This is a genomic window from Leptospira brenneri, from assembly GCF_002812125.1.
In the GTDB taxonomy this organism is placed as follows: Bacteria; Spirochaetota; Leptospiria; order Leptospirales; family Leptospiraceae; genus Leptospira_A; species Leptospira_A brenneri.
Map to the genome: position 1 here is coordinate 243,924 of NZ_NPDQ01000007.1, position 25,437 is coordinate 269,360.

22 protein-coding genes are annotated in these 25,437 nt (G+C 36.5%); 12 read left to right on the plus strand and 10 right to left on the minus strand.

Features of this window, described 5'->3' with window-relative positions; translation table 11 throughout:
- Positions 1-2: 2 nt before the first annotated feature.
- The 5 genes from CH361_RS15680 to CH361_RS15700 all read left to right on the plus strand — a co-directional run bounded on the left by CH361_RS15680 (position 3) and on the right by CH361_RS15700 (position 8,602).
- Positions 3-2,678 (plus strand): chitobiase/beta-hexosaminidase C-terminal domain-containing protein, encoded by a 2,676-nt coding sequence (locus CH361_RS15680; RefSeq protein ID WP_100791747.1) that lies wholly within the window; start codon positions 3-5, stop codon positions 2,676-2,678.
- Positions 2,679-2,779: 101 nt separating this feature from the next.
- A complete protein-coding gene (locus CH361_RS15685) occupies positions 2,780-4,306 on the plus strand; it encodes a lipid A deacylase LpxR family protein (protein ID WP_100791748.1) in 1,527 nt (508 codons plus the stop codon).
- A gap of 97 nt (positions 4,307-4,403) precedes the next feature.
- Positions 4,404-5,732, plus strand: coding sequence for an MFS transporter (locus CH361_RS15690; RefSeq protein ID WP_100791749.1), 1,329 nt, complete (start codon positions 4,404-4,406; stop codon positions 5,730-5,732).
- The gene (locus tag CH361_RS15695) at positions 5,732-7,420 is read left to right on the plus strand and encodes a glycoside hydrolase family 2 protein (protein WP_100791750.1); all 1,689 of its coding nucleotides are present in this window, start codon (positions 5,732-5,734) and stop codon (positions 7,418-7,420) included. Before CH361_RS15690 ends, CH361_RS15695 begins: the two co-directional genes overlap by 1 nt.
- A gap of 9 nt (positions 7,421-7,429) precedes the next feature.
- Positions 7,430-8,602 (plus strand): YheT family hydrolase, encoded by a 1,173-nt coding sequence (locus tag CH361_RS15700; RefSeq protein WP_100791751.1) that lies wholly within the window; start codon positions 7,430-7,432, stop codon positions 8,600-8,602.
- A 2-nt stretch (positions 8,603-8,604) separates the two neighbouring features.
- Here CH361_RS15700 and CH361_RS15705 read toward each other — a convergent pair whose 3' ends face one another.
- Positions 8,605-9,738, minus strand: a complete 1,134-nt coding sequence (locus tag CH361_RS15705) for an AraC family transcriptional regulator (protein WP_100791752.1) — start codon at positions 9,736-9,738, stop codon at positions 8,605-8,607.
- 118 nt (positions 9,739-9,856) lie between these two features.
- Here CH361_RS15705 and CH361_RS15710 point away from each other — a divergent pair, with 118 nt between their 5' ends.
- A complete protein-coding gene (locus CH361_RS15710; protein ID WP_100791753.1) occupies positions 9,857-11,047 on the plus strand; it encodes a DJ-1/PfpI family protein in 1,191 nt (396 codons plus the stop codon).
- Between the two features lie 73 nt (positions 11,048-11,120).
- On the plus strand, positions 11,121-12,812 hold the full coding sequence (locus CH361_RS15715) for a methyl-accepting chemotaxis protein (protein ID WP_100791754.1): 1,692 nt from the start codon (positions 11,121-11,123) through the stop codon (positions 12,810-12,812).
- A 64-nt stretch (positions 12,813-12,876) separates the two neighbouring features.
- Here the strand turns inward: CH361_RS15715 and CH361_RS15720 are convergent, their stop codons facing one another.
- The 4 genes from CH361_RS15720 to CH361_RS15735 form a co-directional block, all read right to left on the minus strand.
- Positions 12,877-13,422 (minus strand): DUF4334 domain-containing protein, encoded by a 546-nt coding sequence (locus CH361_RS15720; RefSeq protein ID WP_100791755.1) that lies wholly within the window; start codon positions 13,420-13,422, stop codon positions 12,877-12,879.
- Positions 13,423-13,496: 74 nt separating this feature from the next.
- A complete protein-coding gene (locus tag CH361_RS15725) occupies positions 13,497-14,219 on the minus strand; it encodes a flagellar filament core protein flaB2 domain protein (RefSeq protein WP_100791756.1) in 723 nt (240 codons plus the stop codon).
- Positions 14,220-14,226: 7 nt separating this feature from the next.
- Positions 14,227-15,366 (minus strand): hypothetical protein, encoded by a 1,140-nt coding sequence (locus CH361_RS15730; RefSeq protein ID WP_100791757.1) that lies wholly within the window; start codon positions 15,364-15,366, stop codon positions 14,227-14,229.
- A gap of 20 nt (positions 15,367-15,386) precedes the next feature.
- Positions 15,387-15,500, minus strand: coding sequence for a DUF4215 domain-containing protein (locus CH361_RS15735; RefSeq protein WP_279627940.1), 114 nt, complete (start codon positions 15,498-15,500; stop codon positions 15,387-15,389).
- Between the two features lie 114 nt (positions 15,501-15,614).
- On the opposite strand from CH361_RS15735, the gene CH361_RS15740 reads away from it, so the two are divergent.
- Positions 15,615-16,025, plus strand: a complete 411-nt coding sequence (locus tag CH361_RS15740; protein WP_100791758.1) for a CoA-binding protein — start codon at positions 15,615-15,617, stop codon at positions 16,023-16,025.
- A gap of 24 nt (positions 16,026-16,049) precedes the next feature.
- Here the strand turns inward: CH361_RS15740 and CH361_RS15745 are convergent, their stop codons facing one another.
- Entirely contained in the window at positions 16,050-16,481 is a 432-nt protein-coding gene (locus CH361_RS15745; RefSeq protein WP_100791759.1) for a DoxX family protein, read from the minus strand.
- 145 nt (positions 16,482-16,626) lie between these two features.
- Between CH361_RS15745 and CH361_RS15750 the strand changes: the two genes are divergently transcribed.
- Positions 16,627-19,011, plus strand: a complete 2,385-nt coding sequence (locus tag CH361_RS15750) for a TonB-dependent receptor (RefSeq protein WP_100791760.1) — start codon at positions 16,627-16,629, stop codon at positions 19,009-19,011.
- Between the two features lie 16 nt (positions 19,012-19,027).
- Complete coding sequence (locus CH361_RS15755) at positions 19,028-19,591, plus strand: LIC_11695 family lipoprotein (RefSeq protein ID WP_100791761.1); 564 nt, start codon at positions 19,028-19,030, stop codon at positions 19,589-19,591.
- 8 nt (positions 19,592-19,599) lie between these two features.
- Here the strand turns inward: CH361_RS15755 and CH361_RS15760 are convergent, their stop codons facing one another.
- Positions 19,600-20,694: a PepSY-associated TM helix domain-containing protein gene (locus tag CH361_RS15760; protein WP_208861450.1), complete on the minus strand. Its 1,095-nt coding sequence runs from the start codon at positions 20,692-20,694 to the stop codon at positions 19,600-19,602.
- 250 nt (positions 20,695-20,944) lie between these two features.
- Between CH361_RS15760 and CH361_RS15765 the strand changes: the two genes are divergently transcribed.
- Entirely contained in the window at positions 20,945-21,535 is a 591-nt protein-coding gene (locus CH361_RS15765) for an HAD family hydrolase (RefSeq protein ID WP_100791762.1), read from the plus strand.
- A gap of 196 nt (positions 21,536-21,731) precedes the next feature.
- A complete protein-coding gene (locus CH361_RS15770) occupies positions 21,732-22,919 on the plus strand; it encodes a hypothetical protein (protein WP_100791763.1) in 1,188 nt (395 codons plus the stop codon).
- Between the two features lie 27 nt (positions 22,920-22,946).
- Here the strand turns inward: CH361_RS15770 and CH361_RS15775 are convergent, their stop codons facing one another.
- The 3 genes from CH361_RS15775 to CH361_RS15785 form a co-directional block, all read right to left on the minus strand.
- Positions 22,947-23,885: a sensor histidine kinase gene (locus tag CH361_RS15775; protein WP_100791764.1), complete on the minus strand. Its 939-nt coding sequence runs from the start codon at positions 23,883-23,885 to the stop codon at positions 22,947-22,949.
- A gap of 7 nt (positions 23,886-23,892) precedes the next feature.
- Positions 23,893-24,153: a hypothetical protein gene (locus tag CH361_RS15780; RefSeq protein WP_100791765.1), complete on the minus strand. Its 261-nt coding sequence runs from the start codon at positions 24,151-24,153 to the stop codon at positions 23,893-23,895.
- A 242-nt stretch (positions 24,154-24,395) separates the two neighbouring features.
- A complete protein-coding gene (locus CH361_RS15785; protein WP_100791766.1) occupies positions 24,396-25,382 on the minus strand; it encodes a M14 family zinc carboxypeptidase in 987 nt (328 codons plus the stop codon).
- Positions 25,383-25,437: the final 55 nt, after the last annotated feature.

Here is a 25,437-nt window from a genome sequence, read left to right on the forward strand (position 1 = left end):
ATATGAAAAATAGAATCCTAATTTTCCTGTTTATTGCGTTAACATTATCCTCCCATTGCATTTTATTACCAAGTGAGGACAAAAAAAATGGAATTGAAATAATACTACTTGGGTTAGGTGGCGGGAGCCTAGGGAATTCCGACAGACTAAAACCAGGTGCCACCATTGACCTAAACAACGATGGTGTGTCCGAGGGGGTTCTCGCTGATTCCAACGGGGACGGCGTTTCTGATGGTATCAATCTAAATGGAAATGACTTTCCATCCCTAATATTACTCGACACAAACGGTGATGGGATTCCAGATGCAGTGGATCAAAACGGAGATGGAATTGCAGATTATTATCTTTCCGTTAATGATTTAGGAGTAGTGACCATCACTACAGGAGCAAATGGCTCAGGAAACACGGTTGTTCTTGTTGATACAAATCATGACGGAGTTCCGGATGGATTTGATACAGACGGAGATGGAACTGCAAATGACACAACAATTAACCAAATTTTAACAGACGTTAGTAATCCAACTCTAAACTTATCACCAAACACTGCCGCTTCTTCCTCTACCATTAACGTAACGATACTATGCCAAGATCCTGTGGCACCTGGAACTATTCTCTATACTCTAGATGGAAGCACTCCTTCCTTCTCTCCTAAGACTGGTACTGCGACAAATCCACCAAGTAAATCTTTATCCCTTTCAGGTGATGGCATTTATACTTTAAAAGCTATTTGTAGAGATCTTGCAGGAAACCTTTCAGCGATAACCACAGGAACTTATACGATTGACTCAACTGCCCCTTCTGTAGCAGTTTCGCTCTCAGCAAGTTATATCAGTAATGCAGCTGGTGCCATTGCAAGTTCTACTGCTACCTGGTCATCTAACAAAACAGGTACCTATAACATCAAAGAAGGGTCTTCTTCCTGTAATAATGGCACGGAAGTCTACAATGGAACCGTAACATCAGGTGTGAACAAAACATTCATAAGAAATGCAGGAACTCACTTTAGTTCTGAAGGTACGAAAGAATATCGAATTTGTGTGACAACACCAGGATTTACCGGCTTTCAAACATTCCAATTAACTAGGGATGATACAGCACCAGCAGTGACTCCTTCTCCGGGTCAGGGAGACTTTTCGACCACTACTTCGGTAACCCTAGTTTGTTCTGATTCAGGTGGATCCGGTTGTACAAAAATCGTTTATGCACTACAATCTGGTTCTGCACCAACAAATCCGGCGATAGGCGGAGTAACAGGAATTATTTCTTCAGGGACAGAATATTCGACAGCAGTTTCTCTTTCTGATACAAACTCAAATTATTTAAAATATATTGCCAGAGACTCAGCCGGGAACGTAAGCTCCGTTACATCAGGTTTATATAGAGTTGATACAACAGTTGCAAACATTACAATAAACGCAAATACAACCTACCTCAATGGAACAGACACTGCATCCATATCATGGCAAAGCTCAAAAGCAGGGACATACCAGATACGTGTAGGAGGATCTAATTGTTCAACAGGAATTGCTTTAACTAATGGTTCTGGAAATGCTAATGTTACCGGAGCCGTATCTGCTGGTGGACCGGATACAATATCTACAATTGGAAATTCGAATTTTTCAAGTGGCTCCAATACAATAAGAATCTGTGTTGCAAATTTAATTTCAAATTTTGGTTCAAATTCCGTTTCTCTCACAAAAGATTCAACAGCACCGAGTGTAAGTATTTCATCCCCAACAAACAGTGGTCCACATGTAACGGGAACTACTGTCACTTTAAGTTGTTCAGATTCAGGTGGAACCGGTTGTAAAAAAACTGCCTATTCTACTTCAGGAACAGATCCCTCTTTTACTGACGGTGCAGCTTGTACCATTTCTAGTGGAACAGAATATACGGCCCCAGCAACACTTCCCAATGGAAGTTATACGTTGAAAGCAAGAAGTTGTGACCAAGCAGGAAATGTCTCGTCCGTATCAAGTTTAGCTATTGTGGTTGGCCCTCCTGGAACACCAACGATCTCATCGGCAACAGCAAGTAATACACAAATCTCAATTGCCTTTTCAGCAGTTGCTAATGCCACTAGTTATAAAGTTTATTACGGAACCTCTTCCGGAGTGACTACGAGTAATAGTTCAGTCTCAGGTACGTCGTCCCCGATCGTTGTCAATGGCCTAGTCAATGAAACAATCTATTTTTTTCGTTTAACGGCGATTAGTTCCGCAGGAGAAAGTTCTTTAAGTACAGAAGTGAATAAAACACCGACTACTCTCCCAATTCTTGAGTATTGTGCTATCCAACACCCCCCATCACTGACCGTTGCCGCTGGTGGGACTACTGAAGTGATTTATGGTCGAGTTTATCATGCTGGAGTCACGCCGGCTTCTGGAGCGGATCCGAGAGTTATCGCAAGCGTAGGTTATGGTCCCGATAACACAAATCCGATGACACATCCCCATTTATGGGTGTACACTACACCAACGTATAATATCCAAATCGGTAACGATGATGAATACCAAGCGGCAATCACTGCGCCAACCACCCCAGGCACGTATCGCTATGTTTATAGATTCTCTATTAACGGAATTGCGACCGCCACCTATTGTGATAAAGATGGAAATGGGTCTAATGCAGGTATGTCTTTTTCGGAAGCCCAACTGGGTACGATGACTGTCAATTGACCTGAATGAAAATCCGCGAAAACCCACAAAAACCAAGGGAAATATAAAAAAGTCCGAGAGAGTTTCCTTGCAGATTCTTTGGGGAGGATTTATCTGGGATCATGAAGGCCTCCCGGTTACTCCTCCTCCTCGTTTTTATTCTAAGTTTTGGTATCAGCGCCCAAACAAAGAAGGTAATCAAAAAACAGATTCCACCCATACCAGAAACGCTACCGGAAATCGAAAGAACAAAGCCAGAACCACCTAACCAATACCAGATTCGATTAACTATGGAAAATGATGCTTTTGGTGGTTTTTCAGATCGATATTATACAAATGGTTCTCGATTGGAATTCCATATGACAGCAGGAGAGGCAAATCCAACTCGCAGGGTTTTTGGATACTGGAATAACTTATTTATCACTCCTTCTGAGACAACGAAATACTTACAAGGTTTTGCACTCGGACAAGAATTTTATACACCAACAAACATAACCAAGGCGGACGTCTCTTATGGAGATCGACCATATTCCAGTCGTGCCTACTTTAGTAATGCTTTAACGACAGCCACAGAAAACATGAGTATTACTACGGAATTAGAATTGGGGATGATCGGTCCTGCTGTTGGTGGTAAGTCGGCACAGATGAACTTTCATAATTTAATTGGTTCCCCAACACCACAAGGTTGGGACAGCCAAATTCCTAACTCTTATTCTGGTGCTTTAAAAACTGATGTTCGAAAATTTCATCACCGTTTTTTTGGAACTCAATACAACATGAACTTGGGAAATATACAAACCGATGTTTCCTTTGGTTTGATTTTTCGATTTGGGAATGTAGACAAAACTCCGGGGCCAGGGACATCCGCTTTGCAACCGGGCCCACCCATCCTCCACGAAGATGGGAAAGGTTATTGGTATTTTTATATCAATCCTGGTGGAACCTTACAATTATATAATGCGACAATCCAAGGACAAATCGGAACAGAAAGAACTTATAAAAATCAGAACAGAAGCTCTGCCTTCAGCAATTGGGATAATTATTTGAATAATCCTACAGCAGAAGCAGGAGAAAGGGAAATTCAATACCGAGCACTCTCAGAGGATAATGGGAAAAATTCTCTTCAAAGATATGTTTTGTTCAATGAGTTTTTGGTAAAAGGAACTAACAATCCTTATAATATTGGACTTAACTATTTAATTTTTAACAATATTTTCAACGGTGCAGAAGAAATCGAAAAAACCACTCGTGTTTTTCTCTTAAAAAACCTTCTTGATCAATGGGATGACGTACCAGATAATGCACGTGCGTTGGCGATTTTTTCCATTTTTAGACCTGAAGGAGGCAAACTCCCGCCACTTGTCAGACTGTACTCATACGAAATATTATCACAATTTATTTTAGATCCAAAACAAAGAGAAATCTTATTGCAGCTGTTACGTGACGAAATTGAATTCAGAGATGAAAAAACTTATGTAGCTGATTTAAAAAGAGCTGTTGGTTTTGTTCGAGCCGGTTTCGTCTCGGTATCCAACGCAGGTTTTTTATTTGGAATCCATTATAATTACCAAACGATTGATTTTCAATCAGCAAAAGGATTACCACAACAACACCAATGGATTGGTTTCCAATTAGGGAAAGTTTTCTAACGAACATTTTGTAATTAGAATCACTATTAAAGAAATTGGAACTTATATAAAAATTTTAGTCGCCAAAGATGCCATCAATCTTTGATACTAAGCGATCATGAACAATCATAATTTGGGCGGACGCCTTTGGTCCGTGCTGATTCTATTTGGGCTCGTTGGACAAATTGCTTGGTCTGTCGAGAATATGTATTTCAACCTTTTCATTTACAACACCATTACAAAGAGTACATCTTCTGTTACTCTTATGGTGCAACTTAGCGGGATTGTGGCAACTTTCACCACTTTAATCGCTGGGATCTTAACAGATAAAGCGGGCAATCGAAAGCATTTTATTTCCATTGGTTATTTACTTTGGGGCCTTCTAACACTTTCTTTTGCCTTTATTTCTAAAGAAAATACTTCCAATTGGTTTCAGATATCTGACACCACTCAAATCATAAACCTAACCATTACGATAGTCATCACACTCGACTGTATTATGACTGCGTTTGGATCCACTGCTAATGACGCCGCCTTCAATGCCTATATAACAGATAACACAGGGAATGCGAGAAGTCTTGCAGAAGGAGTTCTTTCAGCAATGCCACTAGTAGCAATGTTAATTGTCGCCGGTGGATTCGGAATGATTGTGACAGCTCTTGGATATCCTGGATTATTTGTAAGTGTTGGAACTATGATGTCTCTTTCGGGGATCATTGGTCTTTGGTTGATCAAAGACAATCCAAACCTAGAGAAACAAAACACAAACTTTGTCTCCGATATTAGTTACGGGTTTAGATGGAGTGTCATCACAAACCATAGAAAGTTATATTTATATTTTTTCGCTATGGGAATTTACGGAATCGCAAGCCAAATTTATATGCCCTACCTCATTATCTATATGCAAGAGTATTTACAATTTGATGTAATTCAGTATTCGATTGTACTTGCTTGTGTTATCCTTGGAGCCAGTATCATTACAATTTTTCTGGGAAAAAGTTTTGATGGTAAAAACAAAGACAAGCTATTAATCTATTTTTCCATTCTCTATATCTTAGGGATGTTATCTTTATACATAATGTCCAAAACCATTGACTTAAAAATGAAAACACAAACCATGTGGTTTACTACCATCACAAGTCTTATTTTAATTACAGGTTTTGTACAAGTATTAGCCCTACTTGGGGCCCAAATACGAGACAATACACCAGCAGAGAATACTGGGAAACTACAAGGGATACGAATGATTTTTTTTGTTTTGATTCCTATGTACATAGGCCCGATGATTGGAGAAACAATTAACGAAAGGACCAATCTCACTTATATAGATCCAGTTAATGGATTAACTGCACACGTTCCTTCACCGGAAATCTTTTTGTTTGGTGCCATCTTTTGTTTTTTAATCTTTATCCCTATCTCTCTACTCTTTCGAGGTAAACAGACTTAATGAAAATTGCTCATACCGAATACCCACGCCCTCAACTGGAACGAAATAGTTATCTCAATTTAAATGGAGAGTGGAATTTAAGTCACTCTTCCCTTGGCAGTGACACAAAAAAACAATATAAAATCAATGTTCCCTTTTCACCTGAATCGAAAGCGAGTGGACTTGGAAGTTTTATCCTCCAACCAGATGAAGAATTGATTTACGAACGCGAATTTGAACTTACCGATTCTTTCATCAAAGACATTACTATACTTCACTTTGGTGCTGTTGATTATTCTTGCGTTTGTTATATCAATGAGAAGGAGGTAGGGTCACACAAAGGCGGATTTTTACCATTTCAATTTGATATAACTCCATATATCAATGTTGGTAAAAACAAAATTGAGTTAAAAGTAACTGATCCAACAGACACTGGAGTTCAATCCAGAGGAAAACAAAAGTTAAAAAGAGGTGGAATCTGGTACACTCCGCAGTCAGGAATTTGGCAAACTGTTTGGATCGAAAGTGTTTCTAAAGATTATATCCAAGACATCAAAATCACACCTAACATTGATACCGAATCTGTAGAAATCCTTTTAACTACTGCAGGTATCAGTCCCACCATACAAATATTTGATGGCGAAACGATCATAGCAGAAACTTCCGGAAAAAGGGTCGACATAAAAATCCCTAATATGGAACTTTGGTCTCCTGAAAATCCTAAACTCTATGAAATTCTTATCAAAACGGATGGAGATACGGTCAGATCCTATTTTGGAATGAGAAAATTTTCCATAGGATTTGATGGGAAATTCAAAAGATTATTTCTGAACAATAAACCATACTTTCACAACGGACTTCTTGATCAGGGATATTGGTCAGAAGGTTTACTCACGCCACCTAGCGACGAAGAGATGGAAAAAGAAATCAAACTAATGAAAGATATGGGTTTTAACATGTTGCGTAAACATATTAAAATAGAACCATTACGTTGGTATTATCATTGCGATCGCTTGGGAATTTTAGTTTGGCAAGATTTTGTTTGTGGTGGTGGTGCTTATGAAACTTGGAAAGTTGCTTACTTACCATTTATTGGCTGGAAAACCAAAGATACAAAATACAAATTTTTAAATAGAAAGGACGAGTCAGGTAGAGACGAGTTTATTTCCGAAATGGATGAAACCGTAAATCTATTAAAGAATACAGTATCTCTTTCCGTTTGGGTACTTTTTAATGAGGGATGGGGACAATTTGATAGTGTCAAACTCACAGAAAAATTAAGAAAATTAGACAATACAAGAACCATCGATAGCGTAAGTGGTTGGTATGACCAAGGTAAAAATTCAAGTGATCTAAAAAGTCTACATCTCTATTACCAAAAATTAAAATTACCAAAAAACGAGACAAGAGTTATTGTTTTGTCCGAATTTGGAGGATACTCTTTAAAAACGGATGGTCACGTGTATGATGAAAACAAACTTTTTGGATACAAAATCCTTCCAGATAAAACAAGTTTAGAAAAAGAATACACGGACTTAATTGAAAATCAACTAGTTCCCTTAATCGACCAAGGCCTAAGTGCATCAATCTACACACAAGTTAGTGACGTAGAAGAAGAGATCAATGGACTTGTCACTTATGATAGAAAAGTGGTTAAATTTGATATTGAATTTATGCAAAAACTAAATGCAAAAATTACCTATCAATAGGAGTAAACAATGGAACTAATTACGAACCATCTTTTACTTACCTTTTTTCTTATTTGCAGTTTAGGTTTCGTATCGTATTATTTTTTGGAAGTCGTAGAAACGCCTGTTCTTCGATTTAGCGAATCAGATTTTCTATTCCGTGTGATTGAAAGGTCTCCACATTTAACAAATAAATACTATCCAACTTTCTGGTGTTTCAATCAACACTTAATGTTACTCCTTCTCATGTTCAAAGAGTATCGCACAAAACCATTTGTATATGACAAACTAGAACAATTAAAAATGAAAGATGGGGGGATCACCGGACTTGCTTGGTCAGGTATCCATTCAGAATCATCACAACCAGAAACTCCTATTGTTGTTGTCTTTCACACCATCAGTGGAGATGAGCAGGATATCAAATCAATTGTTAATTATTTAAGACAGACATACGGCTGGATTGTAGTTGTTTGTATTCGCAGAGGGCATGGTAATCTTCCTCTGACAACACCAAAAATTAATACAATGGGTTCCACTTCCGACCTAAAAGAACAATTATCTTATATTCAAAAGAAATTTCCCAATAGACAGATGTTTGGTGTTGGCATTTCAGCCGGTTCTGGCCTACTTGCTCGTTATTTAGGTGAGGCAGGAATCAAAAGTCAGTTTGCGGCTGCCGTTGCCGTTTCTCCAGCTTATGATATTGAAAAAGCCTTCCACCGAGTCCATCCTGTTTATAGTAAAATTATGGGCCAAAGATTAATTAATTATTTTTTAAAAACCCATTATGAAAGTTTTGCTAATCTCAAAGGAATGGAAGAACTCTTACAAATCAAAACTATTGGAGAATTTCAAGATAAATTACATACTGTTTCTGGGTTTAGAAGTAAAGAAAACTATTATTACCATTCAAATCCAGTGTTAGTTGCTCAGAAGATAAAAACACCCTTACTTGTATTAAATGCAGCTGACGATCCTATCTGCGTAAATCAAAATGTAATCGAAAATCTACATTGGTTAGAAACACTTCCCAACACAATCCACGTACATACAAAAAGAGGAAGCCATATTGCTTACTTTCAAGGGTTTAGAGCAAGGTCTTGGTCAGATTCTGTGATTGGCGAATACTTTGCTGCAATTCTAAAAGAAAAACCGTTAAAACAAAAATCGAAAAAGAAACCTATAACCAAAAAGAAAAAATAATCTCATTCTGAACGATACGACTGCGGAGAAACTCCATAACGATTTTGAAAGAGTTTATGAAAAGCTGATTTGGAGTTAAATCCGGAAGAATAAATAACATTTATGATTGCCATATCTTTTCGTTCCTTCAAAAGTCTAGCCGCCTCTTGTAAACGAAATTGATTTATGTAATTACGAAAAGTTTGATCTAACCTTGTGTTTAAAATCTCAGAAAGTTGATGGGTATTTAAATCCAGTTCTTTTGCCAGAGATGCCAATGTCAGCTTTTCATTTAAATATAACTTATTTATATTCATAAGATCATCTAATCGTCTCAGCACAAACAAAACATCAATTCCTTTCACACGACTTTCTTTGTAACGAGCAAACCTTGTCTCTGTTCTGAAGTTTGGAATGAGTTCCTTATGGTTTATTTTTAATATGATTAAAAATCCCAAAAGAGAAGTTAAAGAAAAACAAGCAAACAGAAACATCTTCATATAAAACAATTGAGCCAACACAAACAAAATGATTACAAAAATCGAATATAGAAAAAGAAAGAAAAATGGCAAAAAAGAAAATTCAAAAACAGTTTCAGAATTCATTTTCCAAACTAACATTCGAACCATAAAAAAGAGAGAGTAACAAAGAATAGAAAGGACACCGATCCCTAACAAAACCAAATTAATTTCAGAAAAATAATGATAAAAAAGGATTGGGCCGAAAGAAGAAAGGGGAAAATACTCAATCACTCGAAAAAGAAATATATAGAAAACACTGAGAAAACTAGGTAAAAAATGGAATTGATTGATTTTATGGACCTCTCCCCCACTTATCTCTTCAAAAAAGAGATAAGAGAAAGGCCCGAGAAGGAGTAAACAAGGAATATGAATCCCAAAGAAAATAGAATTGGAATCGATTTTTTGTGAAAGTTCTCCGTATATATGAAGTTGCAAAATGGTTAATGATAAAAATAGAAAACTTGGGGAATACCGATAAAAAAAATTGACCCTTAAATTCACTTTAGAAGGATTTACCGAAATTTCTTTTGGTTGATAGGTAGAATTTTTTGCCCTTCCCGCTAGGTATGTTTCCATCCAATAAGAAAGGAGTATTACAAAAGAAAGAACAGCTCCCGCAAAAGGAATTAAATTCATTACACAATTAAGGAAAATAAAAAGATAGTTGTCTATTTTTTTCTAATCTTAGGACAGTTTTTAGTCCTTCCGTATCCAAACGGACGACAGATTCAAAATTTTAGAAGATCATTCTTATATGAATCAACTTTCAATCAGAGTCTCCCAACAAACTCAAATTCACAAAAGTAAATTCCAAACAGTCGTATGGATTTTTGTTTTTATATTTGGATCCAGTCATTCCCAAGTATTTGCCAACCCCAAACTTTCAGGGAATAATCATTTAGCAAAATTATCTATAAAACCAACCCACAAAAAACCTGTAATCGTTGTGATCGGAGAAAACCAATACACTGAACTTACCGATTTTATCGTTCCTTATGGAGTTTTAAAACGAGCAGAGATTTCGGAAATTTATGCAATAGCACCTAACAGAGGAAAAATAAATATGTTTCCATCCCTTTCTATAGAAATAGATACTTCCATAAACGATTTTGAGCTTCTTCATCCGGAAGGGGCTGACCTCGTCATTGTCCCTGCCATTCATAATGCAGAAAACATAACTATTATAAAATGGATTCAAAAACAATATAGAACGGGTGCCACTATTGTAGGTATCTGTGATGGAGTTTGGACCTTAGGCCATGCTGGATTATTAAAAAATAGAAAAGCCACTGGGCATTGGTATTCAAAAGAAAACTTAAAGAAAAGTTTTTCTGACACAGAATGGATTCAAAATGAAAGATACATTCAGGACGAAAAGATCATTACCACAACCGGAGTGACAGCATCTATTCCTATCTCTTTAGGTCTGGTTGAATCAATCGCAGGAAAAAATAAAACAGAAAGAATCGCAAAAGACTTGGGAGTTGCCGATTGGAGTCCCAAGCATAATAGTTCTGAATTTAATTTTGATTGGAATCAATATCTCGCTACAGCAAAGAACCTGGTATCTTTTTGGAATTACGAAACGATTGGGATTTCAATCTACGATGGAATGGATGAAATTTCCTTAGCACTCATTGCGGATTCTTATTCTCGAACATACAAATCAAAAGCAATTGCGATTACAAATCACAAAGATTCCATACTCACGAAATCAAAAATCCGTTTTCTATCAGAACATAAAGAAACAAATCAAAACGATCTTTCTATGTTGATTGAAGTTCCAAGTGATACAAAAGCTTTCGAAGAATTGGAAAAAACTCTGACTCGGATCCAAGAGAGATATGGGAATGACACCATGCGATTTGTTGCCAACCAATTAGAGTTTTCCATCCAAGAATTTTTCATTATGTCTCCTTCAAAGAAGGACCTAAGAAAAAACTAAAGTCAAAAATTCCATTTTCGAGTTTTAGACTAGCATCTCGTTTGTTATCATAAAAACTGGGAGAAGCAAACCTATGCATTCAAAACTCAAATTATATTTTGTCCTCTCCTTCTTTGCCTTCGGGTTTTTATTATCTCTTTGCATCAATCTGTTGTTACAACTCCAGAAGATACCTTCTGAAAACTTAAGAATCATTTTCTCTTTCGAAATTGGGATCTTGATTGTATTTGGACTTATCTTTGGTCTGGGATTCAGCTCCTGGTTTCAAAAGATTTTTGGGAAACTAGAAATTGCATTTAAGGAAGTAGGACTTGGCAATCTACAGACTAGGTTAGCATTCAAAGAAGACGATTTATTAGCCGAGTTCTATCATAGCTTTCATAGAATGTTACAAGCACAAGGTGAACTCATCCAACACATCAAAACCTCTGCCGACACCCTATCATCTGATTCTCAAAAAATGAAATTGGTGACTTTAGACTTTTCCAGCAATTTACAATCGCAGTCTGCTGCAACAGAAGAAGTATCTGCATCAATTGAAGAAATTTCTGGTGTGGCAGTATCTATATCAAATATCGCAGAGAATAACTCTCTTAGTATGAATAACCTAACTGGAGAAGTAGACCATCTTTCGTTAGCTATCGATAAAACAGGAGAACATGTCGCAAGTACTCTGGATTCCATTAAGACCATCATTGACCGAGCAGAAGCAGGAAAAAATACCCTTCGCACCATGAACGAAGCAATGGACAATCTCTCTCAAAGTTCATTAGAAATTTCGAAGACAGTAGATGTCATTGCAAAGATCAGTGAACAAGTGAATATGTTAGCACTTAATGCTTCGATTGAAGCAGCGAGAGCCGGTGATGCAGGGAGAGGATTTGCTGTTGTTGCGGAAGAAGTTTCCAAACTAGCAGAAAGAACTGCGAATGCGGTAAAAGGTATTGATTCTTTAATGAAGAAAAATCAAAACGATGTTTCTTTAGGTCGTGAACGGATTGAAAAAACAACAATGGAAATCCAAGAGATCATTGGAAATATCGATTCCATATCTGAAAAAATAGCGGAAGTTCACTCCGCTGTAATAACACAGAAGGACCTAAAAAACAAACTTCTAAAAGAAGCTATTTTTGTAAAAGAACGATCAGCAGAAATAAATGGCGCAGTTACCGAACACAAAACGGCAACAAACGAAGTAATGGCATCAGTTGCATCAATTAGCCAATCTTCGTTTAGTAATTCTGAAAGTAGCGACCTACTTGCAGAAAAAATCACTGCGATTGCCAACACGGCAGATAAACTGATCTCTATGGTAGATCTCTTCAAAACAGATTTAATTTCTGATGAAACCTCGATATCAGAAAGAGATGCCACAACACATAAACTACAATTTAGATCAGAAATTGGAAGTATCTACTATCTAAAAGAAAAAGACCTATTAGAAGTTGTTTGGACTCCCAATTTTAGCGAAGAAAAATATATAGAAATCTTAAACGAAGCTCTAAGAATTATAGAAAAACATAATATTCGGAAATGGTTAGCAGATACAAGAAGGATGGGCCTTGTCACACGCTCCGCTCAGGAATGGGTAAACGTCAACTGGTTCCCCAAGGCAAGTAATTCTAGTCTCAGAAAAATGGCCGTTGTGGTTCCGAATTCAGCCCTTGCTGCCATTTCCATTGATGACCAAACACTCAAAACAGGAAACGTTGAACTAAAATCCGTTCCCAGTTTGGAGTTTGGGATTGAGTGGTTAGAAAAATAAACGAAAGTTTTTAGGATAAACACAAATCACAACCATCGATTCCGAAATTGTGATTTGTGATTTTTTACTTATCTCTTTCTAATACAAAAAAGAAAGGTTGTTTCATCCCTTTATAGTCCATACATCCAAGTAAAGTGTCTTGGTTTACTTTTTTAAACACATCATGTATGGGTTGTGTATCATAAATCATAGTAGCAGTTAGGCTACCACGAAATTCAAGTTTCCGAACTCGTGCTTTTGATTTCGAAGTTTGAAACAAAAATCGTACACATAGAAAAATATAACGCAAAGGCCATAAACTTGTCGAAGGGATCAAAGTCGCTAGCCGAACAGGCATTAAAGATGGATTTACTTTAAACAAAGTTTTCCCAAAAGACTTAAACACTAATGGATGTACATTGTCTGCGTCTTCAAATTCTTTTCCATACCAATTGAATGTCTCTAATGCTCCATCCATTGTATGTCCTGTATGAAAGCCAGATCCATGCCAACGTCCTATCATATCTTCGATAGAAACTGTTTCTAATGCATCAAAGAGTGCGAACGAATCATCCGTTGAATTGTTCTTTTTACTACGCATTTCGTAGAATTTTTTTTCAAGATTTTTCATAATTTATATAGAACCTAAGACAATCTTTTCTTTGCCATAATTCTTGGGAAATATATATAAACAATTTTCAAATTCTAATCAAGAACAGATTGTAATTGTTTTCGTTCTTCCTTGATTTTCAAAATTGTTTCTTCTATTTTTTTTTGAAGCAAAGTGGAATTTGATAACGTCAAATAATTTCCATCTAGTGATCTCAGCCCTAAAGCTTTTGATGTCATTGTGGCAATATAAACTCTGAATAAACTTCCATTTTTTTCTTTAATGAACCACATGGATGCAGTCCTGGAAGATTTAGCATAATCTCCCCCAAACAAATGCAGATAACGAAACTCAGCCAATGACGCAATTCGATCTACTTCATCAATCAGTAAGTCCAATTCCCATTGTAAATCCTTACCTTTAGTTTTTTTACGAATTTCTAATTCAGAAATTTCAAAAATTCTTTTGGAAATCGCGAGTAATGTGTCTAAATAAACAATCGCTTTTTTGATCAGGAAAGTTTGTTTTTGAAACGTAGTTTTTGCCGGCTGCGAATGATATAATTTCTCTAGATTGTTTACTGTAAGAGAGACAAACTTAAGTCGAGAATCGATTGCAACTACTGAATCTTTTTCTACACGTACGCGACAAAAAGAAAAAGAACTAACGTTCGTTCGTAATAATATTTCCCTTGCTTCCTTATTTTTACTAGAAAAGTCCCATAGTGAAATTTCTTTTCGAATCTTCTGAATTTGTTTTTGGATGACAGATTCTCTTTCTGCACCGATCGACTGTAATGACTTGAATTTTAGTTTCATAAATTCCTCATGGAAAGTATAACTTACGTTCTTTTTGTAAAATGCGAAGAGCGTCTTCTATCAAAGGGAGAGAGTCTGTAGCATTTGCTGCCGTAGAAACAGTTACAATACCACCATATTCATTGACAAAACGTAACTTTTTACATACATCCTTATCTCCCCCTGTAGCTACAGATACCTGTCCAATCACCTGAACAAGAGACGAAACCACCATTTGTTGGTGTTGTCTATCGATCGCATGATACACTCCGCTCTGCATATGGAAGGCCCTTTCTTTTATGGTTTGGACGGCAGACTCAGAAGTTACATATCGAATCCAAAGGGGAAACTTAGTCTTTTTCTTTTTTTCGATTTTCGTTTGATTTTCCAATTCTTTTTCAACAAAGGATAGATAATAAAACCTAACAACATATTGGTGCCAGTTTGCCTGAAAAAAAGCCAAACGAGATAATAAATTTTCCAAAAACTCTAAAGAAACTAACAAAAAGACCTGGTGGTTATCCATCGAATTGTCTTCTCGCAGATACTGTCTCCATTCTTTTTTCATCTGCAAAGGAGTTGGGTCATAAAAAAGGATTTCCTCTTTTTTAGTTCCAAACCAGGTAACAAAAAAAGAGACCTTTGATCTTCCCAATCCCAAACGCTCTGGATTTTCTAATATAAAATGTGGTATCTCACCCAGCCTAAACTTGTTCCCAAACTCTAGTATATCATTTTGAATTTGCTTAGAATCAGATTCCAATTCTTGTAGAGTGTAATACTCCAATCCAATCTGAAGGCATAGATTTCGCCAAACTTCAACAATGATTACGGAAATCTGAAATACTACCTCAGAGCGAATGGACGCAAAATATAATTCTCGATAACTGGAACTTTTCCGTTTTTCATCAAATGGATAACGAAGATTCAATTCTTCTGCAAACAATTCCAGAAACGAATCTAATTCAATATCCGGTTTAAAAATTTTTCTGACAATCGAAGTTGTGATTTCTTCTGCCGCATCCATGGGATAGGTGGAGAGAAAATTAGGCAGAGTCTTTGGTTGCGAGGCTGCCGTTTTGGTTGTTTCCGACCGTATCTGGGAATGGACACCTGCCACGACTAAAGCACTAAAAGATAGTTTTTTTAAGAAATCAAGCCGTTGCATAGTAAGTAAAGAATATAATTCTACGGTCCGCTACAAGCATTATTACAACCATCTCCATTGGTTGTGTTATTATCATCACATGTTTCATTGCCTTCAATAATCCCGTTCCCACAAAGTGAATCTTTAAATTCAATTACAGCAACTAATTTTTGTTACAATGAATCATCTCACAATTACAAAGCCAATTGCGAATTAGGGAAATATATAATTCCACTTGCAATTTCTGTTTACTGGAGTAAACTACTTCTATGAACGTAGCTGATTCCGAAATCAAATCTCTCCTTGAGTCCTATAAAAAAATCACCGTTTACGGACTCAGCAATGACTTGTCGAAACCAAGCCATTATGTTCCCGTTTACATCCGAGATAAAGGTTGGGAAGTGGTTGGAACTTATCCCAAAGAACATAGTGTAGGTGGATTTACCATCTACAAAAGCCTAAAGGAAGTCCCCAAAGAAGATCGGAAATTTATTGATGTCTTTAGAAGTTCCGATAAAATCCCAGAAGTTATCGATGAAATTTTAAGTTTAGGCGGAACGGAAGTGATTTGGTTGCAACTCGGTATTTCCAACCCTGAAGCTGAAAAAAAAGCAGAAGAGGCAGGGATCCGAGTGGTCTCGAATCGCTGCCTTATCGTAGAACACAGAAATTACTTTTAATAAAGGAAATGCAAGAGTTACAATTTAAGCTTTTCTTTTCGCTCGAAAGTCTTGCCAAGACCCACAACTCCAAACAGCCCAAAGGACAAGGATTGGTTGGAAAAACAAACGGATAAGCCTTGCCCTATCCGTATCCAATCCAAAGGCACTGATTCCGTTGACATACTGAGAAATATTTCCTGGGAAAATAAGAACAAAGAATAAAGCAACAACCCATCCAACTAATACCTGTTTGCTTTTAAGAAAAATCAAAGACAAACCTAAGGTGATTTCCACTACACCAGACAGGAGAACGACTAAATCCGCATCCATCGGCAACCAAGTCGGCACTTGTGCCAAAAACTCCGTTCTATGCCATGTTAGGTGGCCTGCTCCCGCAAAAACCAAAAATGCTCCCAGTAAAATTCGGAGTCCCGTTTGGTAGATAGTTCTTTCGATCGTGTTTGATTGATTCATGAAAATTTAGACGAAGGCTTCAGAACTTTGGCCTACCAATCTGATTCCCTCTTCCTTAAGTATTTCGGAAAACCCTAAATAAATGATTTTGAGTCTTAGTATCATTATAATAGACAAATAACGAATGCTCCGAAGGAATGGCGATATGGCCCATCTTCTTGAGAACCATTCTCATATTATTAAGCGTTTGCTGCAAGAGATTCGCTCTTTTCCTCCGCTAATTGTTCAGAAATCATACTACTTGATCTTCGCCTTTTCTTTTCTTCTTCTACCCATCGCCACAACCCATCCGCAAACCATAGAAAAAAAGACTGAAATCCCGAAAGAAGGAACAGAGAACAATCCAAACACGGGGAATAGGCAAGTAGACCAAGGGATCCGTGTGACTGGGAAAAAGGACCCTAGAGATCGTGAAATCCTTCGAACCCCAAATAGCATCAGTCGATTGAATGAACAAGACATCCAAGACGCTGGAATCAATCGAACGAACGACATCGACAAACAAGTTCCCAATTTTTCCATCATTGATTCAGGATCGCGGAACTTTACTTATTTTAATATCAGAGGGATGCGAAGTATCGCCTTCAGTGAACCGGCTGTTGGTTTAATTTTAGATGGTATCCCATTAAATGATAACGTAGCACTTAACACCGAGTTATATGGTTTAGAAAATATCGAAGTTTATCGCGGAAGCCAGGCAACACTATTTGGAAAAAATTTCCAAGGAGGTGTGGTTGAAATTCGCACTAAAAAACCAACCAATACAGCTGAGGGAAAAATTACCTATGATATTGGGAATTATAAAAAACAAGAAATATCAACTTATTATAATGCTCCTATCATCAAAGATACTTTATATTTTGGGATAGCCGGTAAAACAACGGAACGTGAAGGATATCTTTCCAATATAACTGGATTTTATTATCCAAACAATCGTCCCTATGAAGTTCCCGTTGAACTTTATAAAACTCACCCCGATGGAAGAAAAGGAAAAGCAGGACGATTCCGATTGTTTTTCACTCCTAACGATATCTTTGAGGCTGATTTACAAATTAGTGCAGAAAGTTTCGATGACGGAGCCCTCAACCTAGTAAATTACTTAGGTGCAAAGTCAGAAAGAGAAAAAGCCTTGTTACAAGGTTGTGTGGCCATGCCATCCAACTGTTCTAAGTTATATGGTACCTATGTCAATAGAGTGAATGGAGACAGAAAGGTTTATTGGGACTATGAAGGAAAAAGTAATGTCACAGGAAACACTTATTCTCTAGCAACAACAACCAAACTACCACATACAAATTTAAAAACCGCTTCTGCCATTCGGAAAATGGACATTGATCCTATCACCGCAGATTCGGATTTTACAACAACGGATCAAAATAGATCCATCTATGTAGAAAAAGCAACAACCTTCCTGAACGATATTTATATTGAATCGAAAGAAAAAAATGATCCCCTTCAGTTTAAAGTTGGAATCTATTCCTCAAACAAAATTACAAATATTGATCAGGCAAGAGAACATAGAGCACAAGTTTACGTCATCAATGACTTCCCTGGACTCGTAGCACCAACTAGGGAAAAAAATCTCTCCAGGCTTCATGACAAAAACCTTAGTTTTTATACTCACAACAGTTATACATTTGCTGAAAAATTTACCATTACTCTTGGAGCAAGACTAGAAAGACAAGAAAGCCGCCTTTCTCATACAGAACAGGCCGTTGGAATCTCGGCCGCCAATAACCCACTTGGGGAAACTCTTGTGCTGTCAGACCCATATACAATCAACAATCGTTATAACTACAATGTATCCAGATTTATATTTGATTACAAACCAATTGAAAACTTGATGTTTTTTATAGGATTTAGCCGTGGTTACAAAAACGCCGGTTATAGTACCGTCGTCAACATTCCTGGTAAAGCTGCATTCAAACCCGAAATCAACGATACCATCGAAGCAGGAATTAAATCAGAATTCTTTAAAGGAAAATTTGGATTAAAATACACGCAGTTTTATACAGAAACCCAAGACTTCCATGTTGTTCGAGCCATCAACCTTTCTCAATACATAAATCTCAATGCAGAACTTGTCACCATCAGAGGATATGAACTCGAAACATTCATTAAACCACATAAAGATACCAAACTTGGACTTTCTGCTGGTTATACCGAAGGTATTTTCAACAAGTTTTATGATTCAGTTTTAAACCGAGACTTCAACGGCAAATGGGTGCACTTTATCCCCAAATACGACATTGTAAGCTACCTGCAATATAGAAACGCATATGGAATCTTTTTTCGAAGCGAATTCCAAGCTGTTGGACAAATGTATTTTGCAGCAGATAACACCGTTTATAGTGACCCTTACTATGTAATCAATGCGAGGGTCGGATATGAAACAGACACTCTCTCTGCTTATCTCTATATGAACAACATCAATGATAGGTATTACTTTACCTCCTATATTGATGGAACCTTTCAAGCAGTTCCAGGTGCACCCAAAACCTATGGATTTATGTTAACTTATAAAATATAAATTTTTGGAGACAACTATGATAACTAAAACAAAAACCCTTCTAACCATGATTACCATTGGACTCTTTGTATTCCAATGTGATTTGTTTGATCCCGAATCTAAAGTCACCAGTGATGATCTGGTTTCCATGTTAGTATTACAACAAATCAATGCAAACAGTATGAGTGAAGCGCAGAGACTTGGACTCAATGTGGCTTATAGCCATAGGTTCAGTATTAAAAATGGTCCACATTTGTTTTGCCGAGAATATTCAACTGCTTATTTAGAAAAGAAAGCAGAATGGGAAAAGGATATGGAACAAACCTATACAACCATTGGAAATGCTATTGGTATTGAGATTATTGTAGAAAGATTCAACGGTCCTTGTGCTGTTACCGATAAAGTTGCCGCTTGCCATTATGATGGAGTGGATGGGATTAATGACCTGATTCCATATGCGTATACAACAGAAGGAGAACATAAATACTTAATTCCTGCAAACGCATATTATGGAACTACCGATTTAAAAAATGCAAAAGAAGCTTGTGAAAGATTCAAAGGCACTTATGTTTGTTATGATCCAAATAAGTGTTGGCAATAACTAAAATTTCAGATAGAAGAATTCAAAGGAATCTTTTGGATTCTTCTTCTTTTATTTTTTCTTTTTATATAGAAGATACTAATCCCACTAATCGCAAGGATCGCTGGAGAGAGACCGCCAATCACCCAAATCACTTTACTAAAATGATTAGCAAAGGTTCCAAAATGTAAGGGTCTAAAGGAATCTAAAACTCGATTCAGAATTCCTTCTTTTCCCATATCAACTTTATCAAAGATATTTTTAGATTGAACATCATAACGAATATAGGAACCGTATCGACTTTCCAACCCAGAAGAATCGAATCGATTTCCATAAAGTCCAATCAGTGCTTCATTCGGATGGTGTGGGAAAGAAATATAACCCAATCGAAAACCAGGAATTTCTTTTTTTGTTTGGTCCACCAGTTGATCAATCGAATTTTGAGCAGGCCATAGATGGTGGACTACTTCTTCTTCTGGATGAGGAAGGATTATGATATCTCGCACACACCACCAACCTCCCGTAATTGCTAAAATCAAATGGAACCAAACTGCATTGATACCTACAAACTTGTGCAAGTCGGAAAATAGAATCTGCATACTCTCTTTCCAACGCAAACGGAACAAACTCACCCAGAATCGTTTATAAAGTTTTATCCCACTGATTGTTAAAAATAAATAGATAAAAGCAACACAACCAATAATACAATACCCAAATCCACCAAGAAAAAGACTATAATGCAAAACTAGTAAAAATCCATAGAGAGAATCTGTTCGGTCTTCTTTTAATTTTCCAATGACCTGTCCATCATAGGGATTCATTAAATAAACGACTTCGTGACTAGGAATTTCTAAATTGTGAAACCAAACTTGGTCAGCCTCCTCTTTTAAATCAGAGAGTAACCAACCTGCCACAGTCCCCTCTGGGACTTGAACTAACAATTGTTTATATAAATTATCTAAGGGCAAACGATCCTGCCCTAGTTTTACAGAATGAGAACCTGTGAAAGATTGTAATTCCTTTCCATAAACAAGAAGAGAACCAGTCACACCCAAAACCAAAAGAAAACTAGCTCCCAAAATTCCGAGAATCATATGAACTTGATACCAAGTTTTTGCCTTCACAATTAAGGCTCCTAAAAGAGAATAGATCCATATTGTTGAGAATAGGTCTCATTTTCAAATAAATTTTATAAATGGAACGCCTGACTGGTCATACAAATGATTTTAAAATTTTAGGATATCCTCTGGAATGGGGGAGGTTCTTTAGGGTCTTGCTTTCCATTGATAACCAAATATGTGGATAGAGAGAATTTTCTATTTTATGGTTTCAAACACCATACCCAAAATCACTGAACCGTAAAGGAACTGATCAATGAGTTATCTCAAACAAAAAAAGAATTGGATCTTTGATATGGATGGCACACTTACCGTTGCTAACCATGATTTTGAAGCCATAAAACGAGAGTTAAATCTTCCTTTAGAAACCGATATACTCACCTCTCTTTCCAAACTCACCAAAGAAGAAGCAGACAAAAAGCATATTCACTTGAATCAAATAGAACTTAAAATCGCAAAGTCTTCAGTGCCTTCCCCGGGAAGTTTTGAATTATTGCGAAACATCAAAACCCAAACAAACCAAATGGGGATCCTAACAAGGAATAGTTTTTCAAACTCAATAGAAACATTAAAAGCAGCAGGCCTTATAGATTACTTCGACCCAAATTTTATTTTCTGTCGGGAACGAGCCATCCCCAAACCAAATCCAGAAGGTATCTTCCGGCTGATGGATCTCTGGAAAGCATCCCCCAAGGAAACTGTAATGATTGGTGATTATGTCTATGACTTGGATGCTGGCCGGGCGGCGGGAGTCGAAACCATCTATATTGATCCCGATGGAAAATTTCCATTCAAAGATTCTGCAACTCACTGCGTTCGGCAGTTAGACGAAATCTTAAATCTCTAAATAAATGTACAATCTGTTCAAAAACCGACAGAAATTGTAGCGAGATTCATTAAATATTTACATTCAACCCACAAACCTGTGACAGTCGACTAAATTCCATATATTCAAATGTTCTCAAATGTCAATTTAGTGCAAAAAAAACAAAAACTTGAATTATTTGTGAATAAAATATTTCCTTTAATTGTTAAAAGGACAGATGCGCCCCTCATATTTTATCTTCGTTTTATTTGCCATATTTCAGATGATTTCCTGTAATGGCCAATCCCCGAAAAGCGATTTATCCTCACTGATACTTTTCAGTTCATTGGGGGTACAATCCACCTCCTCTCTCGAAGATCAATTCGAATCAGTAAAATTAACAACTTTTTATAGAAAGGATGGAAATTTAGAATTCCAAGATATATTAATAGAGTATAAACTTAAAAAAACTAAAGAAGACTCTGAAACAATAGAGGCTTTCATTGGTAGCCCCAATGAAATTTCTTATAACACACAAACAAACCAAATATCTGGGTATTCACAACATAAGGAAGATAACTTTCAAATCAATTCCGTTTCCTTCACATACTATGATTATACAAGAAGGTTCAAACTCTACTTAACCGTAAAAAAAGAAGGAAAAATTGTTTCTATCCGAGAAGCATCCACAACACCACCTAACCCACCTGCAGTTCCACCCAACTCCATCACTTTGCCACAGATAAGTTATGAGAACAATCGATCAATCATTGGCGGGACAGAATACCAAGTCATTCGAGTCAAATTTCCACAAGGAACAGACCTTAGTGCCTATAAAAAACTGGATGCATATATCGGAAGACCAAACATCATCACAATGGCAGCCGACAATTTCAATGTGATCAATTATATCTCTGCAACTTCATACAACGATTCACTAAATTACTTTATGTTCCTAACTCCTGAACTCAATGCATCTTATAAAATCATTGTTGTTGGCTCCACAACAGATGCAAAAGGAAATCGTAGTATTGATACAACTCCACCACCTCCCCCGCCATCTCCTTGTGCTGGTAGTGTCAATGCACCAACCACGATCGGAAATTGTTCAACTCATTGTTTGACAGTCGGTTTAGTTGGCAACCAAATGGATTTTACAGCAAAGACAACCATTGGAACTTCGACAGAAGAATATCTATATTTAGATGCAGACAGCTCAACACCTAGCGGTGGTACGGGGCCGACAAGTTTTTCTTGGAAGGAATTTTTCTCTCCCATTGCCGCAGGAGAATACCAAACTGACAATAGAACTTTTGATGTAACCACTTACAACCAACAGTGTATTGTCATAACATCATATTTTGTAAAGGACGGTCCAGGTGGATTCGGAGACAGTTATATAGCAGGAAAGGTAAATGTCCCATAGTTAGTATTTAAAAAGGATTTAAATGGACTAAATTTGAATTTGATCTTTATTCAAAACGGGAAATTGGATTTCAAAATTTGCACCTAGGTTGTTTGAAATATTAATTGTTCCACGCAGTTGTTTGACTAAATTTTGAACCAGAGTTAAACCAATTCCCTTATCCTGAAAAATTTTTTCCATCCCAGGTCCATTGTCTTTTACAGCCAAAACAAAGTTTTGATTCACTTTACTTAAATTAACTTCGATTTTGCCATGACTACGATTTAAAAAAGCATGGCGAAAAGAATTAGAAACAAGTTCATTCAAAATAAGTCCCATAGGAATCGCACGGTCTAAATCCATTTCTAAATCTTTTTCAATGGACTCAAACAATTCGATTTTACTATTTTCGTTTGCATAAGTGATCCTTAAATTTCCTAAAATGGAATTAAAAATAAGATTCAAATCAACATATAGTAAATTTGGCGATCCATAAATAATTTTATGAACAGAGGCAATTGCCATAATTCTATTTTGAATTAAACCTAATGAAGTTGTTAACTTTAAATCATTTTCAGACTCAGCTTGCATTGCCAAAAGGCCAGAAATAATTTGTAAATTATTATTCACTCGATGATGAATTTCGGTTAGCAGTTTTGATTTTAATTGTAAATCAGATTTAATTTGCCTTTCATGTTCGATTCTTTTGGATTGTTCTTTTTTTACCGAATGAACATATAAAAAAATCAATAAAAACATTGCATAAAGATCTTTAAAAAAACCTTCATAATCATCAAAATAATCAATCCCATACCCATGTTCGAATAAATTAGAGATACTTACATAACAGGGAATGGTCGCAAGAATCAAAACAAAAAAACCTTCACCGCGATAAGAGGGTTTACGAATCAAAACTTTTGTAATTAAAAAAATCGCAATTACATAGACAATCAAAGATGATAGATTGAGTAGAACTACAAAATTCATACCAGTGTTACGATACCAATATTTCTTTTTTCAAACTAATCAAAAACAAAAGAGAAGATACAAAGTAAAAGCTATGTTCTAAAATATTAAAAAAATCAGGGAAATAAAATCCTTCGACGACAGTAAAAATATTACTTAGCCAAACACAAAAAAAACCTAAAATTAAAAAATAGAATTTGGGAATGAGGTCGGTCCAAAACAACCGCAAAGTAATGAGTAGACCTACGCTATCAAAAATAAGATTCAGCACTTCACTGAGTTGATACATATTTCCCCAGACCTATAGAACCTTTCGAATTCCCAGAGGACAAAGTATAACAGAGTTTTGTTTACGGTAAAGTGATTATTTATTAAAAAAGGAACATAAATTACTGGTACTTAGGTGAGTTTTCTCTTGCCAGGGTTAAATTTTGGTTGATCCATGTTTTACAAATTCCATACACAAATGAAATGTTGGACTTTTATACATAACATTTTTCGCTAAAACTAAAGGGAAAATCAGTATTTATCTCAGGCCAGATCAATCGGGTTTGTTTTAGCCAACCGCAAAACATCTGTCAGAAATTTACGATGACTAATAATTGATTCTTGTTTGGCTTCGCGAGCAGGATTAAAGATACCACGTTTCCGAAATACCTTCCAAGGATCCAATGGAATGTCAGACCAAGTCCCAATTTCTAAAGTTAAAGGAAGGAATCTAGATTTGGTTAAATTCGTTTCTAGTTTTGTTTTTTGAAAATGATTGTACAATCTGTCCCAAAGATCCCCGTGAGTTGTATACGTTTCACTTTGTGGACCAAAACGATACAAAATATGATTAAATTTTGTTGTTAGATAGTTTGCAATTTTTTGGAACAATGCCTCATCGGCACAATATTCATGAGTACCTGCATAAGGCCACCAAACATGATCAATCGTTCCAAATCCTGAATGAATATCAATTACAGGAATCATCACATTTGTAGCTGGCAAAAAGTATTCATGATAAAACCTGTCCAATACTTTGGATTCTGCTTGTAGTACATTCCCACGATAATACGGGAAAAAATTCGAAATTTTATGGCCTCCGAAAAAGAAGGGTGCCTTTACTGCTTCTATACCGGAGTTTCTCATAAGATCAACTCCACCAGGATTTGATCTGCGTTTCATCGCGACTCCACCCGGATTTAAAATCGGAATACATACGATTCCAAGTTCCCCATCTTTAATTTCCCGATACAATTCAGAGGATTTACGTGAGAACAGATCGTCCAGAAAATCGAGTAAAACTCGGATTCCAATAGTCTCCAATCCATGAACCCCAGCAACAAGACCTGCTACATTTCTTTTAATCGCTTTTTCTTTTCCAATTTCTAATACATAAATTGGAAAACGAAAACCTTCTGCAGTTCTTGTGGAAAATCCATATTGTTTAAATCGAACTAACTTACCACCTAACTTAACAATCTTCAGAATTCTGTTTTCATATCGATTGAGACGTTTCATTCCTCTAAGCATTAATGATTCACCAACAAACCTTTATTGTTTGATTAAAAGGGACAAAGCCAAATTG